This window comes from Pseudomonas sp. XP1 (assembly GCF_053557675.1).
This window is the reverse complement of sequence record NZ_JBNRIJ010000008.1, coordinates 101,687-116,543: the sequence shown is the minus strand read 5'-3', so window position 1 is coordinate 116,543 and position 14,857 is coordinate 101,687. Positions and strand designations below refer to the sequence as shown.

Genomic DNA, 14,857 nt, shown 5'->3' with positions numbered 1-14,857 from the left:
TGCGGTAAAGAGGTTTTGAAAAATGGCTGAACGTCTGAACAACGACTTCCAGTTCATCGAAGTGGGCCGCAAGGACCCGAAGAAAAAGCTGCTGCGCCAGCGCAAGAAGGAGTTCGTGGAAATCTACGAGCCCTTCAAGCCGCAGCAGTCTGTGGAGCAGGCGCACCGCTGCCTGGGCTGCGGTAACCCGTATTGCGAATGGAAGTGCCCGGTACACAACTTCATCCCCAACTGGTTGAAGCTGGTCTCCGAAGGCAACATCCTGGCTGCGGCGGAGCTGTCGCACCAGACCAACACCCTGCCGGAAGTGTGTGGCCGCGTATGCCCGCAGGACCGCCTGTGCGAGGGTGCCTGCACCCTGAACGACGGCTTCGGCGCGGTGACCATCGGCTCGGTGGAGAAGTACATCACCGATACCGCCTTCGCCATGGGCTGGCGCCCGGACATGTCCAAGGTCAAGCCAACCGGCAAGCGCGTCGCCATCATCGGTGCCGGCCCGGCCGGCCTGGGCTGTGCCGACGTGCTGGTACGTGCCGGCGTTACCCCGGTGGTGTTCGACCGCAACCCGGAAATCGGCGGCCTGCTGACCTTCGGCATTCCCGAGTTCAAGCTGGAAAAGACCGTGCTCAGCAACCGCCGAGAAGTGTTCACCGGCATGGGCATCGAGTTCCGCCTGAACACCGAGGTGGGCAAGGACGTGACCATGGAGCAACTGCTCGCCGAGTACGACGCGGTGTTCATGGGCATGGGTACCTATACCTACATGAAAGGCGGCTTCCCGGGCGAGGACCTGCCGGGCGTGCATGACGCGCTGGACTTCCTGATCGCCAACGTCAACCGCAACCTGGGCTTCGAGAAGTCGCCGGAAGACTTCGTCGACATGCAGGGCAAGAAGGTAGTGGTGCTGGGTGGTGGTGACACCGCGATGGACTGCAACCGCACCTCGATCCGCCAGGGCGCCAAGTCGGTGACCTGCGCCTATCGCCGTGACGAGGCCAACATGCCGGGTTCGCGTCGTGAGGTGAAGAACGCCAAGGAAGAGGGCGTGAAGTTCCTCTACAACCGCCAGCCTATCGCCATTGTCGGCGAGGACAAGGTCGAAGGCGTGAAGGTGGTCGAGACCCGTCTCGGCGAGCCGGATGCCCGTGGCCGCCGCAGCCCGGAGCCGATCCCTGGGTCCGAAGAGATCCTGCCGGCCGATGCCGTGGTCATCGCTTTCGGCTTCCGCCCAAGCCCGGCGCCGTGGTTCGAGCAGCATGGCATCCAGCTGGACAGCCAGGGCCGCGTGGTGGCACCGGAGAAAGGCAAGTTCAAGCACCAGACCAGCAACCCGAAAGTGTTTGCCGGTGGCGACATGGTGCGTGGGTCGGACCTGGTGGTGACGGCTATCTTCGAAGGGCGCACTGCTGCTGAGGGTATCCTGGACTACCTGGAAGTCTGATCGATTGTCGGGGCCGCTTCGCGGCCCTTTCGCGACACAAGGCCGCTCCCACAGGGGAAATGCATTCCTAATGTGGGAGCGGCCTTGCGTCGCGATGGGCTGCAAAGCAGCCCCAACGGCATTTTTGTATACAAAAATCCTTGATCCATGGCATCCAATAGACAAAACGCATGGCCTTGACCGTGCCTTTTGCGCTGGCGTCTGAGAAAATGCCCGCACTATTTTTCCGGATGCCGACATGACTGCCCTGAAGAACGATCGTTTCCTGCGTGCACTGCTCAAGCAACCCGTAGACGTCACCCCGGTGTGGATGATGCGCCAGGCCGGCCGCTACCTGCCGGAGTACCGCGCCAGCCGCGCCAAGGCCGGTGACTTCATGAGCCTGTGCATGAACCCGCAGTTCGCCTGCGAGGTCACCCTGCAGCCGTTGGACCGCTACCCGCTGGACGCGGCGATCCTGTTCTCGGACATCCTCACCATCCCCGATGCCATGGGCCTGGGCCTGTACTTCGAAAGCGGCGAAGGTCCGCGTTTCAAGAAGGTCATCAGCACCCCGGCCGACATCGAAGCGCTGCCGATCCCCGACCCGCAGAAAGACCTCGGCTACGTGATGGACGCGGTCAGCACCATCCGCCGCGAGCTGAACGGCCGCGTGCCGCTGATCGGCTTCTCCGGCAGCCCGTGGACCCTGGCTACCTACATGGTCGAAGGCGGCTCGTCGAAGGACTTCCGCAAGACAAAGGCCATGGCCTACGACAACCCGCAGGCTCTGCACCTGCTGCTGGACAAGCTGGCCCAGTCGGTCACCAGCTACCTCAACGGCCAGATCCTCGCTGGTGCCCAGGCCGTGCAGATTTTTGACACCTGGGGCGGCAACCTGTCGGCGGCGGCTTACCAGGAATTCTCCCTGGCCTACATGCGCAAGATCGTCAGCGGCCTGATCCGCGAGCACGAGGGGCGCAAGGTGCCGGTGATCCTGTTCACCAAGAACGGCGGCCTGTGGCTGGAAAGCATCGCCGAAGCCGGTGCCGATGCGCTGGGCCTGGACTGGACCTGCGAAATCGGCGACGCCCGCCGCCGCGTGGGTGACAAGGTTGCGCTGCAGGGCAACATGGACCCGACCGTTCTGTACGCCAAGCCCGAGGCCATCCGCAAGGAAGTGGCGCGCATCCTGGCCAGCTATGGCCATGGCACAGGCCATGTGTTCAACCTGGGCCATGGCATCACACCGGAAGTCGACCCGCAGCACGCCGGCGTGTTCATCAACGCCGTGCATGAGCTGTCGGCGCAATACCACGCTTGATTCGAGGGGCCCCGAGCGGGTCGGGGGGCTTTAGTAAGCCTGTTCGCATCAGATTGGTGATATTTCCCTGATGTTGAACAGGCTTCAAGTTACATGTCAGCGTTTCACCAAAGGCTTGCATGTTGCTGTGAATCTTTCGATGTAGAGAAAGTTCTCGACATTGAAGATCGATAGTAATTCCTCCTCGCGTCTTTAGCGCTTTTGTTTCGAAAGTCTCAACATGGAAATTGCCTCAAGGCCACGAGAAAAGACCGCGGCCTGCCAGGTTTATTCCTACATAAACGCAAAGTTGTTTTATTTACTCTCCGCGCTCCATTCGCGCTGAAGGTGCATTGCATTTCAATAAATGCGCCTTTACGCATTTAACCAGCAATGCGTTCGGAGTTCGTGATGAATAGAAGAAAGACCCTGCGAAAAAGCGTTGTCGCCACCGGTGTGTGGGTGGCGATCGCAGGTGCAGGTTTGCAGACGCAAATTGCCAATGCACATGGTCACCTGGCTGATCCTCCGTCTCGTGCAGCGCTCTGCCATGCAGGTTTTAAAAACCTGAACGTCAACTGCGGAGGTGCCCAGTACGAACCGTGGTCGGTCGGCGAAGTGATAGGGCGCTTTCCAAGCCAAGGTCCCGAGGATGGAAAAATCGCCAGTGGTGGCGTTCGGGGCGACTTTGCCGCACTCGATGAGCAATCAGCCAATCGCTGGCATCTGACCCCGGTCGTGGACCGTAACATGCAGTTCGACTGGCATTATGAAGTCCCGCATCCGGTGCGGTCGTGGGAGTACTTCATTACCAAGGCGGATTGGAACCCCAACGCTGCGCTGACCCGTGACTCATTCGATTCGACCCCGTTCTGTGCATTGGATGGCGGCAACCAGATACCGGCAAAAGGTACCGGCACCAATCCAAGGCATAGCTGCACATTGCCAGCCGACCGTTCGGGCCAGCACGTGATTCTCGCCGTCTGGAAGGTTGGCGATACCGATAAGGCTTTCCACAGTGTCGCTGACGTCGATATCCAGCTGGATGGCGGCCCGGTCCCTGAGTGGCCGCGCCTGGCTGAAATCAGCGCCAGCCGTGACCTCGAAGTTGGCGACAAAGTTACTGCCCGGGCATTCGATGCCAATGGGGAGCGTACTGAAAACCATGTAAGCATCAAGATCGAAAATGCCGAAGAAGCCATAGCTGCCAACTGGGCTTATAAGCTCGCCAAGCAGATCAACGAAACCCAGACGTTGGTACGCGCCGGTAAAATGGATGCGGACGGTAATATCGAGCCTGTGCAGGGTTCCAACAGCATCTTCGCCAAAACCGAAAGTGGGTTGACCAACTACCTTCTGCACTTTGAAACCGCCGCTGGCGAGCAGGCCACGATGCACCTGCACGATGTCAAACCCGAATACACGATCACCGACGGCAAGGGTGGTGTGGATTTCACCGTCATGACCAACAAGCCCCTGACAGTGACAGCACGGCTGTTCGATACCAACAAGAAGCAGGTGTCTTACTCGCGCCAGAGCGTCAACGGCACCGAGCCATTCGTGCTGAATGTCGAAAGTACCGAAGGCGAGCATACCCTCAAGGTCGTAGGCGTGGACAAGCGTGAGCGGGTGCTGCTGCAGGACGAGAAGACGGTTCAGCTCAAAGCGGCTGGCGATGGGTCTCACGACTTCGTTTTCCCGGAATCGCTGTCGAGTTACAAGGCTGGCACAACAGTGTTGCAGCCTAAGAACGGCAAGGTTTACGAGTGTCAGCCGTTCCCCAACTCGGGTTACTGCTTGCAGTACTCCGCAGATGCCACCCAGTTCGAGCCAGGTGTTGGTTCCCACTGGAACATGGCCTGGATCGAGAAGTAAAGCATCTGACCTGGCCCCTTCCGGCGGGGCCAGGCTCTTCGAGTACTATCTATGCAAGTGCAAAAATATTGCTGGCAGCAGATCCTCCTGCACTGGATCTCTGCCACGGTCATCATTTGGGTCTTGATCAGCGGTTTCTACGTGGCGTACCTGAATGTCGCCCCCGCCACGCGCCACTTTGTGGCATTCGTCAATGTGGCCATGACGACCCTGTTCATCCCGGTATTCATGCTGCGCTGGCTGTTGCGCCTGACCAGACCCAAACTCCGCAGCCTGCATGACCATCTCAAACACCAACGCATCGCTCATGTCGCTCATGAGGGCTTGTACTGGACCACAGCTATCGTGCTGTTGTCCGGGGTGCTGATGATGGATCGGGTCATCGATGTGTTCGGTTGGTTCTCCATCGCGCCCATGCTGAGCAACCCGTTCTGGCACAACGTCTGGTTCAAGGCTCACATCGCTTCTTGCCTGCTGCTGGCACTGGGCGTTTCGCTGCACATCGGCGCCGTGCTCTTGCATGAGCTGTCCGGGCGGCGCGTGCTGAAGCGGATGCTGCCCTGATTACGATGAAGCGCTCGAGGTATCTGATTTGGCTTGCGTTCGCGCTGGTAACGCTTGTCTGCCTGGCATGGCGTGAAAGCTTTTATCCCGCAGTTGCGCCCCCGATCGCCCAGGTCCCGCCGTTGACGACAGCGGCTTTGCCGGAAAAACCGTTATCGGCGGCTACCTTGGCCCTGGCGTTCGGCTTTCAGGCCCCGGGTCAACGTCAGTCGACCCGGGCGGATATCGCCCTCAAGGCCAGCTTCGTTTCCAGTCAGGGCGATGCCCGAGCGTTGGTGAGAAACGATAGCGGCGAGGCCATCTATCGCGTCGGTGACCGGTTAACGGGCCATGGCGTGCTGCGCCACATAAACGTGCGTTCCATCGTGCTGTGGATCGACGGTCGCGAGGAAGTCGTGTCGTTGTCCAGCGATACCCCCTCTGTATTTCTGCCCACGGGTGCGGCGACTCGCCCGCGCGCTGTTTCAGACCCCTCAGCCCGCCTGTTGCGGGAGGTGCAATGACTTTGATGCGATATCTGCGCGCCGCCTCGTTCGGCGCCTCTCTTACCCTTGCCTGCTCCCTGGCGCTTGCAGAGGCACCCACCTGGCAACTGGCGATGAGCGATGCCGACGTGCGCGACGTGGTGCGTGAGGTGGGGGCGATCCTTGACCAGCCGATCATTCTTGACCCGCGCGTGCAGGGGCGCATCACCGTCCTTTCGAACGAGGCGCTTGATCGCGAAGGGATACGGCGGCTTTTTTACTCGGTGCTCAATGCCCATGGCTTTGCCGCCGTGAACGACGGCGACCGCTTGCTGGTACTGCCTGCAAGCGAAGCCAAGGCCTGGGCAAACCAGCAGGTGGAGGCCATACCGGCAGCGGTCACCACACGGGTTTTCAACCTGTCGGGCAGTGTCGCTGCCGATCTGGCCGGTTTGCTGCGGCCGTTGGTTTCCAGCAATGGTTACATTGGACCGTCCAGCTCCGCCAACGCCCTGGTGATCACCGACTCCGCAGCCAACCTGGACCGCCTGGAAAACCTGGTCCTGCAGCTGGACAGTGGTCAGCGGCATGATCATGAACTGGTGACTTTGCGCAAAGCCCAGGCCGAGGTTGTGCTCCCGGTGGTCGAAGCCGCCGCCGGCGGCCCGGACAGCGGCGTTCGGGTACTGGCTGACATGAACGGCAACCGTCTTCTGATCCTGGGCCCGATCAAGTCCAGGCAACGTCTTGCGCAACTGACCCGCTCGCTGGATGTACCGCTCCCGGCCACTTCGCAGAACTGGCGGGTGGTGCGCCTGCAACACAGCAGTGCCGAGCAGCTTGCCGAAGTATTGGGTGAGGTGGGCAAGCGGCTCGATGGTACGCCAGGCACCAAGGCTCTGGGGGCGGACCTCCCCGGAGAGGCCATGGTCAAGGCCGATGCCAGCCAGAATGCCCTGGTGATAATGGGCGAGCCGCAGACGCTGGGCCGCGTGGAGCAGATCATCCAACAACTGGACCAGCCCCGGGCGCAAGTGCTGATCCATGCGGCAATCGTCGAAGTCAGTGGCAGCATCGATGAAGCGTTGGGCCTGCAATGGGGCATCGACAAAGGTGGCCTCAAAGGCGGCGTTACCTTCAGCGAAAGTGGTGCTGCCCTGGCCGACCTGCTGGGCAAGGAAACCAAGCTGCCGGGGGGCGTCGCCTTGGCCATTGGCTCGGACCGTTTTGCCGCGCTGGTTTCGGCCTTGGCCAGCAATAGCCGCAGCAACCTGTTGTCGACGCCGAGCCTGCTGACCTTGGACAACCAGGAGGCGCAGATTCTGGTAGGCCAGAACGTGCCGTTCAAGACTGGCTCCTACGTTACCCCCGGTAGTGGTTCGGAGAACCCCTTTACCACAGTCGAGCGCAAGGACATCGGTATCAGCCTGAAGGTGCGCCCGCACATCAATGAAGGGCGCAGCCTGCGCCTCGAGGTCGAGCAGGAGAGCTCGGAAATTGCACCCAGCACGACCGAGAACGACCTGATCACCAACAAGCGCACACTCAAGAGCACCATCTTGGCCGCCGATGGCGAGATTATCGTGATCGGCGGCCTGATCAAGGACAGCGTGCGCAAGGTAGAGCGCGGTGTTCCGCTGCTCAGCCGAATCCCATGGGTGGGCGGTCTGTTCCGGTGGCGCAGCGATACTCAGGAAAAAACCAACCTGATGGTCTTCCTGCGCCCGACCATTCTGCGCAGCCAGGCCGAGCTGGTCGAAACGGGGCGACGCGCCTACGAAGGGGTACGCGCTGCGGATGATTCGACCCTGCCGGAAGATCCCCGGCAGATGTTCGAGTCGCAGGCTCTGCCCGGCGCACCAGGGCCACGCTCATGAACAGCGACCTGCCGTTCAGCTTTGCCCGACGTCACGGCATCCTGCTCGACCGCCAGGCGGCTGAGCCTGCCTTGCTGATGCGAGAGAGCACTTCGCTGGCCGCTCTTGCCGAGGCCTGCCGTGTAGTGGGCAGTAACTGGCACCTGCGGCGTGTCAGCGATGCCGACTTCGCCGAGCGCCTTGCCAGTTGCTACGGCCCCGGTCAGGATGCAGCGCAGGCCGTTGTTCAGGGCCTGGACCGGGAAATCGACCTTGCGCAGCTGGCTGAAGCCTTGCCGCAAACCAGCGACCTGCTGGAGCAACAGGACGATGCGCCGATCATCCGCCTGCTCAATGCCTTGTTCAGCGAGGCGGTGAGGGCCCGGGCCTCGGACGTCCACCTGGAAACCTTCGAGCATCAGCTGCGCGTACGCATGCGTATCGACGGCGTCATGCGCGAGGTGCTGGCGCCACCGCGGGAGCTATCTGCACTGTTGGTTTCGCGCATCAAGGTCATGGCGCGCCTGGACATCGCGGAGAAGCGCGTGCCTCAGGATGGCCGGATCAGCCTGCGCCTGGCCGGCCACGAAGTGGATGTGCGGGTGTCGACCTTGCCCGCCGCCCATGGCGAGCGGGTGGTACTGCGTTTGCTGGACAAACAGGCAATGCGTCTGGACATCGACCATATGCAGATGCCCGGCTCGGTACGTGCTGGCTTCATGCGCATGCTGGCGAAACCACATGGTATTTTCCTGGTCACCGGGCCCACCGGTTCCGGCAAGACCACAACGCTGTACACCGCGCTTTCGTACCTGAACCAGGTATCGCGCAATATCCTCACCGTCGAAGACCCGGTCGAGTACTACCTTCCCGGCATCGGCCAGACCCAGGTCAATACCAAGGTCGACATGACCTTCGCCCGGGGGCTGCGTGCCATCTTGCGACAGGACCCCGACGTGGTCATGGTGGGCGAGATCCGCGATCGGGAGACCGCCGAGATTGCGGTGCAGGCCTCGCTGACAGGCCACCTGGTGCTGTCCACCTTGCATACCAACAGCGCTCTGGGCGCAATAACACGCCTTGCCGACATGGGCATCGATACTTGCCTGCTCGCATCTTCACTGGCCGGGATCATGGCCCAGCGCCTGGTGCGACGGCTTTGTCCCCACTGCCGGGTCGAACATGAAGTGGACGAGGCTACGGCCAGCGTCCTGGGCCACCCGGCCGAATTGCCGCCGCGACTCTACAAGGCGCAGGGCTGTAGCGAATGCCAGCTGGGTTACAGCGGGCGCCTGGCGTTGCACGAGATGCTGGTGGTGAAGCCCGCGCTGGCCCAGGCGATTCATGCCCGGGCGTCTCATGACGACATGCTCGAATTGATCCGCGTGGATACACCAAGCCTGTTCCAGCATGGCGTCCAGCGTGTCTGCCAGGGGCAGACAAGCGTGGCAGAACTGCTGCGCGTGACAGGGCAGGACTGACATGGCGCTGTTCCGCTACCAGGCCCAGGATGCCAAGGGTGTGCGCCAGCGAGGCACCGTGGAGGCGTCGGGTGCGCGACAGGCCCGGCAAACATTGCGCGAGCAAGGGTTGCTGGTACTGAGCATGAGCCCCTTGGGGGCATCCCCTTTGGCCCGGTTGCTGGCACGCAATACCCTGAGTCTGGCCCGGCGCTCGCTGCTGACGCGCCAGCTGGCGACTCTGCTGCATGCCGGGGTGCCGTTGACCGAGGCCTTGCAGGCAGTTGCCGAGCAGAGTACGCCGCGCCACGTACGTCAGGTATTGCGCGGCGTGGCTGAGCGGGTTGCCGAAGGCCATGCGCTGGCGCAGGCCCTGGCGCATTACCCACAGGCATTCCCCATGGTTTATCGGGCCACCGTGGCCGCTGCCGAACGTTCCGGCCACCTGGCAGGTGTGCTCGAGCGTTTGGCCGAGCATGGCGAGAACCATCAGGCCCTGCGGCAGAAGGTACAGCTGGCGATGGTTTACCCAGTGATCCTGCTGGTTATCTCGTTGCTGGTGGTGGGTTTTCTGCTGGGCTATGTGGTGCCAGACGTGGTGCAGGCCTTTTCGCGTGACCATACACAACTGCCGCTGGCAACGCGAGTGCTGATCACCTTGAGCGATGCCACAAACCATTATGGCTTGGCAGCGCTGGCGCTATTGGCCATGGCCATCGCACTGGTTGCCTGTGCCCTTCGCCAACCGGCACGGCGCAGGCAATGGCATGGCTTTTCACTGCGCCTGCCCGGATATGGCGAATTCGTCCGGGCCAGCGAAGCGGCCCGCTTCATCAGCACCCTTGCGATTCTGGGGCGCAGCGGCGTGGTATTGGTCGAGGCGATGAACATCAGCGCGGCCGTGATCGGCAACCTGATTCTACGCGAGCGCCTGCTGCGGGCCGCCCGTGAGCTGGGCGAGGGCACCACGCTGGCCAACTGCCTGGCGCGCAGCGAAGCCTTGCCACCACTGATGCTGCACATGATCGCCAGCGGCGAACGCGCCGGTGAGCTCGACACCATGCTCGAACGTGCCGCAGACCTTCAGGCCAAACAACTGGCAGGGCGTATTTCCTTGCTGGTGAGCCTCTGTGAGCCCCTGATGCTGCTGTTGATGGGGGGCATCGTGCTGTTCATCGTGCTCGCCATCCTGCTGCCGATCCTTAACCTCAACCAACTGGTCAACTGACATGTCCATGCGTTCATCACGCCGCGCCGAACGCGGCTTCACTCTCATCGAAATCATGGTGGTGGTCATTATCCTGGGGGTTCTTGGCGCGCTGGTGCTGCCCAACGTCATGAGCCGTCCCGACCATGCCAAGCTGACCGCAGCCCGCACCGATATCCAGTCAATTTCCACCGCGCTGGAAATCTACCGTCTGGACAACGGCCGCTACCCGACAACCGAGCAAGGACTGGACGCCTTGGTGAAACGCCCCACGGTGGCGCCATTGCCACGTCAATGGAGTGCCCAAGGCTATCTGAAAAGCACACCAACCGACCCCTGGGGCTCGCATTATCAGTACGCAAGCCCTGGAACGCGTTCGCCCCATGGCTATGACCTTTACTCCCTGGGCAGCGATGGTCAGCCGGGCGGTGAGGAAATGGATGCTGATATCGGTAACTGGTCTGAATGAAACAGCGCCGCTCTCGAGGCTTCACCCTGCTGGAGCTGCTTCTGGTGATGCTGTTGCTGGGCATTGTGATGGGCATGGCCGGGTTCACGTTCGCACGTGATCCACAGCGTGTGGCCAGCCAGGAGGCCAACCTCTTCCTTCAGTTGGTGCAGTACGCGCGGCAGCAGGCGGTGCTGGAAAGGCTGACTCAAGGTATTCGCATCGATGCTCAGGGCTACCAACTGCTCAACGCCTCCGAGGATGGCTGGGAGGCAGCCGGCAGGCACCGCGATATTGGCCTGGACCTGCGCTTGGAGATCGATGGGCTGCCTGTGCCGCATGCCCTGGCTGGTGGGGCGCCGCAACTGCTGATGTACGGTAATGACGAGCACATGCCGTTTACCCTGCATTTCGAGGCGGACAATGTGCGCCTTGTTTCCGTGTCGAGTGATGGCCTCAATGACCCCCAGTTCATGCACTGAACGCGGCTTCACCTTGTTGGAGGTGTTGGTGGCGCTGGCGATTTTTGCGGTGCTGGCTGTGGCGGTGACCACGGCCAGCCAGCATGTGCTGGCGCAATCGCAGGGGGTTCGAGAGCGCCTATTGGCTAGCTGGGTGGCCGACAATCACCTGACAGAGCTGGGCCTGCAAGCTGCGCGGACTCCCGGCCAGCGGAGCCTGGAGGTCATGTTCGGTCAACACCGCTGGACTCTGCACGAAAGCCGCCGCCTGGGCGTGGGTGGCTTGCTGGAGGTGCATGTGCGTGTGGGCCTTGCTGCGGACCGCCAGGTGCTGCATCAGGCCACGGGGTGGCTGGGGATGGCGGATGCGCCGCGCTAGCCCGGGCAGGATGACCCGCCAGGGGGGCTTCACCTTGATCGAGCTGCTGTTGGCGCTCGCTATCTTTGCAGTCCTGGCAATTGGAAGTGCGCGCGTGCTTGATGTGTTCATGCGTGCCGAGAACGCACGACAGGCACAGGCCGATGAGCTGCGTGCGCTGGGTAGGGCCATGAGTTTGATTCAGCGCGACGCCATGCTGGGGTATGCGCCCTCGAGCCTGGGCAAAGGCGGTTACGGCATTCTGTTGAACGGCACTCGGGTCCATTGGTTGGCCAGCGAACAAGGCAGCCAAACGCTCAAGCGCAGCGAGCTGAGGGTTGTCGAGTACTGGCTCGAAGACGGCGTGCTGTGGCGCCAGCGACGCACGCTGGGGCAAGGCCTGCCACGCCCGCAGCGTTTGCTCGAAGGTGTGAGCGAGCTGCACTGGCGTCTGCACGTGCCCGGTAGCGGCTGGCAGGCGCGCTGGCCAATGGCCCAGCGTCGGCCGGTGCCACCGCAGGCGCTGGAGGTGACACTGTCGACCAGGCGTTTTGAACAGATCCGGCGGGTACTGCCGCTGGGAGGCACCAGCCAATGAGAAGGCAACGTCAAAAGGGGCTTGCGCTGGTCACCGTGCTGCTTGTCATGGCGCTGCTCACGTTGCTGTCAGCCGGTATGTTGCGCAGCCATCAACTGCTGATTGGTGGTGTCAGCCAGCAGATCGACGCGTCGCGCTTGCTGCGTTTGGCTCAGGCCGGCGAGCAGCATGCCCTGGCGAGCTTGCGCCGTGAGGTTGGCGAAGTACTGCAGGTCACTCATGTTCGACAATCCTGGGCCCAGCCCCGAGCGTTCACCCTTGGTCAGGGGCAACTGAGCCTGCAGCTGGAGGACCTCTCTGGCCGCTTGAACCTCGGCGCCCTGATGGCAGGCAAGGAACCCGACCCGCTGCTGCTCAAGCGCTGGGAGCGCCTGTGCCATTCGTTGCAGGTGGAGCCACCCGCTTTGGAAGGGCTCGCTGGCCAGCCGATGCTCGACCCAACCCAGTTGCGTACGTTGCCGGGTGTTTCCGCTGAGGTAATGGCGCGTTTGCAGCCTTGGGTAGTGGTGTTGCCCAAGGAGGCGCGGCTCAACATCAACACGGCCCCGGCGCTACTGCTTGCGGCGTCCGCCGAGGTGTCGCTTACGGTGGCAAGCCAACTGGTAAGCGAGCGCCCCGAAGCGGGTTACCCCACGGTAGAACGTTTTTTGGCCCTGCCCCAACTGGAAGGCGTGGGGCTGGACAGGCGCGGGCTGGCCGTGACCAGCCGCTGGTTTCGCCTGGAGGTGCAGGCAGAGATGGCAGGTAAGCGCATGTACCTGTACAGCGACCTGGAGATCGATTTGGACACGCATCAGGTTCGTGTGGTGCGGCGTGTGTTTTCTGCGATGCGGGAGCAAAGAGCAGATGAGTGAGAATTGGCTGTACCTGTTGCCGGAAGGGGTTGCGGCAGCCGATGCGCGGTGGCCGGTGTGGCTGCGTGCGGCGGACGGCAGCCTGCACAAGGCACGACTGGAGGAGCTGGCTCCGACGCTCACCGGTCCTGCTATCGTGGTGGTACCTATGGAGATGTTGGGCAGTTGCGAGATCGGTCCTGTGCCGTGCAAGCGGCCCAAGCCTGAAACATTGGCCTACGCTGCCGAAGACTATTTGGCTGCGCCGCTGGAAACGCTGCATCTGGTTTTCGGCCCGCCGGATGCGCAGGGACATCGCCGGGCTCTGGTGATAGAGCGTCAGGTTCTGGCCAGCCTTATGGCCTTGTTGAAAAGCCAGGGAATCGACCCGCTCGGGATCCACGCCGATGCCGACCTGCTGGGCGCCGAGCAGCCCCGTGCCCTGTGGCTCGAGGGGCGCTGGTTGTTGGGCGGGCATGGTGGGCCTTGGCTGGCCGCCGGCCCCCAGGCAGCCGAGGTACTGGTGCGGCAACTGCCGCCGATGGAGCGGCCGGCCGAACCTGCTGATGCAGGGCAGACCCTCCATAACCAAGCCGTCGATAGCGCCTTTCACACCTTCATCCAAGGTCGGGCCAAGGCCCTGGACCTGCGCCAGGGGCCATTTCGGCGACGAAGCCCTATCGTGCCCTGGCCATCCCTGGCGGGCGGAGCGCTGCTGGCCTTCGCAATGGTGTGCCTGGCGGAACATCTGCGTGCTGAATGGCTGTCGGAACGTACAGCACAGCTACATGCCGAGAATCTTCAGACGTTTCTGCGTTGGGCGCCCGAGCAGTCTGTCGCAGGTGACCTGGCCACACAGATCAGGGCACTGGAATTCCGTCCCCGAGAGAAGACTACCGTGGAGGGGCTGGTATCTTTCACGGAGCAATTGGTGGAAACCGGGAACATCACGGTTGAGCGAGCCGTGTCCAGTCCCCGCGGAGGGTGGCGCATGGAAGTGGTTGCGCAAGGTTTCGATGACCTTGAGCGCCTGCGCCAGCGGGCGCCTGCCGTGTTGATGGACCAGGCCCGGCAGGCCGAGCAGGTTGTGCGCGCGACCCTGACTTTCAGGGAGACTCGCTGATGCGGTGGATTGAGCAGACCCTGATAGGCCAATGGCAATCGATACCCGGTGATCGAAGGGCAGTGATCATGGCCGCACTCTGGAGTTTGGCCATGGTCCTGCTCTGGCAGTTTGCCTGGGTACCCGGCAAGCAGAGCTTGCAACAGGCCGAGCTCGCCCATGCGCATGAGCTGAAGCTCACCGGGCATCTGCAACGGGTTTCGACAGGTCCGGCCTTGGCCAGGGAACCGGTGACGGTGCTGACACCCGCTGTTCTGAACGAGCGCGCACTGGCCGCCGGTTTGCGAATTATCGGGTTGCAGGCACGGGCCGGTCAGGTGGACGTAAGCCTCGAGGGTGAGCCTGCGCCACTGCTGGAGTGGCTGCATGCGCTGGAGGTTGACGGCGCGCAGGTCCGCAGTTTGCAGTTGCAAATTGTCGGGGAGCGGCTGCAGGCGCAGTTGGGGTTTGCGCTGGATGAGGCCAGTGCTGATTAAGGTTGGCTTCAGCCAGCAGCGGTAGGCTGTTTCCATCGAAATCGAATCAGGACCTGTCCCATGAAAATCCGTTACCTCGCCTTGATCCTCGCCCCTCTGTTCAGCACTGCCGCCCTGGCTGCCGGCTACACCGGCCCCGGCGACCAGTCGGTCACCACCGTAGCTGCGGCCAACGATGCTGCCGACGACACCCCAGTGGTGCTGCAAGGCTTCGTGACTAAGAAGATCAACAACGACGACAAGTACGAGTTCAAGGACAACACCGGCACTATCACCGTGGAAATCGATGATGAAGACCTGCCGCCGACGCCGTTCAACGACAAGACCAAGGTCAAGCTGACCGGTGAGGTGGAGAAGCACCTGATGAGCCGGGAGGTGGATGTAGATATGGTCGAGATCATCAACTGATCC

16 protein-coding genes are annotated in these 14,857 nt (G+C 62.1%); all 16 read left to right on the top strand.

Features of this window, described 5'->3' with window-relative positions; genetic code table 11:
• Positions 1 to 22 precede the first annotated feature (22 nt).
• The 16 genes from ACK1U9_RS10045 to ACK1U9_RS09970 all read left to right on the top strand — a co-directional run bounded on the left by ACK1U9_RS10045 (position 23) and on the right by ACK1U9_RS09970 (position 14,854).
• The gene (locus tag ACK1U9_RS10045; RefSeq protein ID WP_013974599.1) at positions 23 to 1,441 is read left to right on the top strand and encodes an FAD-dependent oxidoreductase; all 1,419 of its coding nucleotides are present in this window, start codon (positions 23 to 25) and stop codon (positions 1,439 to 1,441) included.
• Positions 1,442 to 1,679: 238 nt separating this feature from the next.
• On the top strand, positions 1,680 to 2,744 hold the full coding sequence (gene hemE, locus ACK1U9_RS10040) for a uroporphyrinogen decarboxylase (protein ID WP_153671386.1): 1,065 nt from the start codon (positions 1,680 to 1,682) through the stop codon (positions 2,742 to 2,744).
• Positions 2,745 to 3,134: 390 nt separating this feature from the next.
• Positions 3,135 to 4,598: an N-acetylglucosamine-binding protein GbpA gene (gene gbpA, locus ACK1U9_RS10035; RefSeq protein WP_449109863.1), complete on the top strand. Its 1,464-nt coding sequence runs from the start codon at positions 3,135 to 3,137 to the stop codon at positions 4,596 to 4,598.
• Positions 4,599 to 4,649: 51 nt separating this feature from the next.
• Positions 4,650 to 5,162 (top strand): cytochrome b, encoded by a 513-nt coding sequence (locus ACK1U9_RS10030; protein ID WP_449109862.1) that lies wholly within the window; start codon positions 4,650 to 4,652, stop codon positions 5,160 to 5,162.
• A 5-nt stretch (positions 5,163 to 5,167) separates the two neighbouring features.
• The gene (locus ACK1U9_RS10025; protein WP_449109861.1) at positions 5,168 to 5,665 is read left to right on the top strand and encodes a type II secretion system protein N; all 498 of its coding nucleotides are present in this window, start codon (positions 5,168 to 5,170) and stop codon (positions 5,663 to 5,665) included.
• Complete coding sequence (gspD, locus tag ACK1U9_RS10020; RefSeq protein ID WP_108480392.1) at positions 5,662 to 7,503, top strand: type II secretion system secretin GspD; 1,842 nt, start codon at positions 5,662 to 5,664, stop codon at positions 7,501 to 7,503. Before ACK1U9_RS10025 ends, gspD begins: the two co-directional genes overlap by 4 nt.
• A complete protein-coding gene (gene gspE / locus ACK1U9_RS10015; RefSeq protein WP_135002186.1) occupies positions 7,500 to 8,963 on the top strand; it encodes a type II secretion system ATPase GspE in 1,464 nt (487 codons plus the stop codon). Before gspD ends, gspE begins: the two co-directional genes overlap by 4 nt.
• A 1-nt stretch (position 8,964) precedes the next feature.
• Complete coding sequence (gspF, locus tag ACK1U9_RS10010; RefSeq protein WP_449109860.1) at positions 8,965 to 10,170, top strand: type II secretion system inner membrane protein GspF; 1,206 nt, start codon at positions 8,965 to 8,967, stop codon at positions 10,168 to 10,170.
• A gap of 1 nt (position 10,171) precedes the next feature.
• Positions 10,172 to 10,618 carry a type II secretion system major pseudopilin GspG gene (gspG, locus tag ACK1U9_RS10005; RefSeq protein WP_085602031.1) on the top strand — a complete coding sequence of 149 codons (447 nt, stop codon included), beginning with the start codon at positions 10,172 to 10,174 and terminating at the stop codon, positions 10,616 to 10,618.
• Positions 10,615 to 11,079 carry a GspH/FimT family pseudopilin gene (locus ACK1U9_RS10000; RefSeq protein ID WP_449109859.1) on the top strand — a complete coding sequence of 155 codons (465 nt, stop codon included), beginning with the start codon at positions 10,615 to 10,617 and terminating at the stop codon, positions 11,077 to 11,079. The genes gspG and ACK1U9_RS10000 overlap by 4 nt, the downstream gene beginning before the upstream one ends.
• Positions 11,057 to 11,437, top strand: a complete 381-nt coding sequence (gspI, locus tag ACK1U9_RS09995; RefSeq protein ID WP_449109858.1) for a type II secretion system minor pseudopilin GspI — start codon at positions 11,057 to 11,059, stop codon at positions 11,435 to 11,437. The genes ACK1U9_RS10000 and gspI overlap by 23 nt, the downstream gene beginning before the upstream one ends.
• The gene (locus ACK1U9_RS09990; RefSeq protein ID WP_108480387.1) at positions 11,424 to 12,014 is read left to right on the top strand and encodes a type II secretion system protein GspJ; all 591 of its coding nucleotides are present in this window, start codon (positions 11,424 to 11,426) and stop codon (positions 12,012 to 12,014) included. Before gspI ends, ACK1U9_RS09990 begins: the two co-directional genes overlap by 14 nt.
• Positions 12,011 to 12,868, top strand: coding sequence for a type II secretion system minor pseudopilin (locus ACK1U9_RS09985; protein WP_108480386.1), 858 nt, complete (start codon positions 12,011 to 12,013; stop codon positions 12,866 to 12,868). The genes ACK1U9_RS09990 and ACK1U9_RS09985 overlap by 4 nt, the downstream gene beginning before the upstream one ends.
• On the top strand, positions 12,861 to 13,970 hold the full coding sequence (gene gspL / locus ACK1U9_RS09980; RefSeq protein WP_085602035.1) for a type II secretion system protein GspL: 1,110 nt from the start codon (positions 12,861 to 12,863) through the stop codon (positions 13,968 to 13,970). Before ACK1U9_RS09985 ends, gspL begins: the two co-directional genes overlap by 8 nt.
• A gap of 92 nt (positions 13,971 to 14,062) precedes the next feature.
• Positions 14,063 to 14,446 (top strand): hypothetical protein, encoded by a 384-nt coding sequence (locus tag ACK1U9_RS09975; RefSeq protein WP_146190374.1) that lies wholly within the window; start codon positions 14,063 to 14,065, stop codon positions 14,444 to 14,446.
• A 60-nt stretch (positions 14,447 to 14,506) separates the two neighbouring features.
• Positions 14,507 to 14,854, top strand: a complete 348-nt coding sequence (locus ACK1U9_RS09970; protein WP_108480384.1) for a YgiW/YdeI family stress tolerance OB fold protein — start codon at positions 14,507 to 14,509, stop codon at positions 14,852 to 14,854.
• Positions 14,855 to 14,857 lie beyond the last annotated feature (3 nt).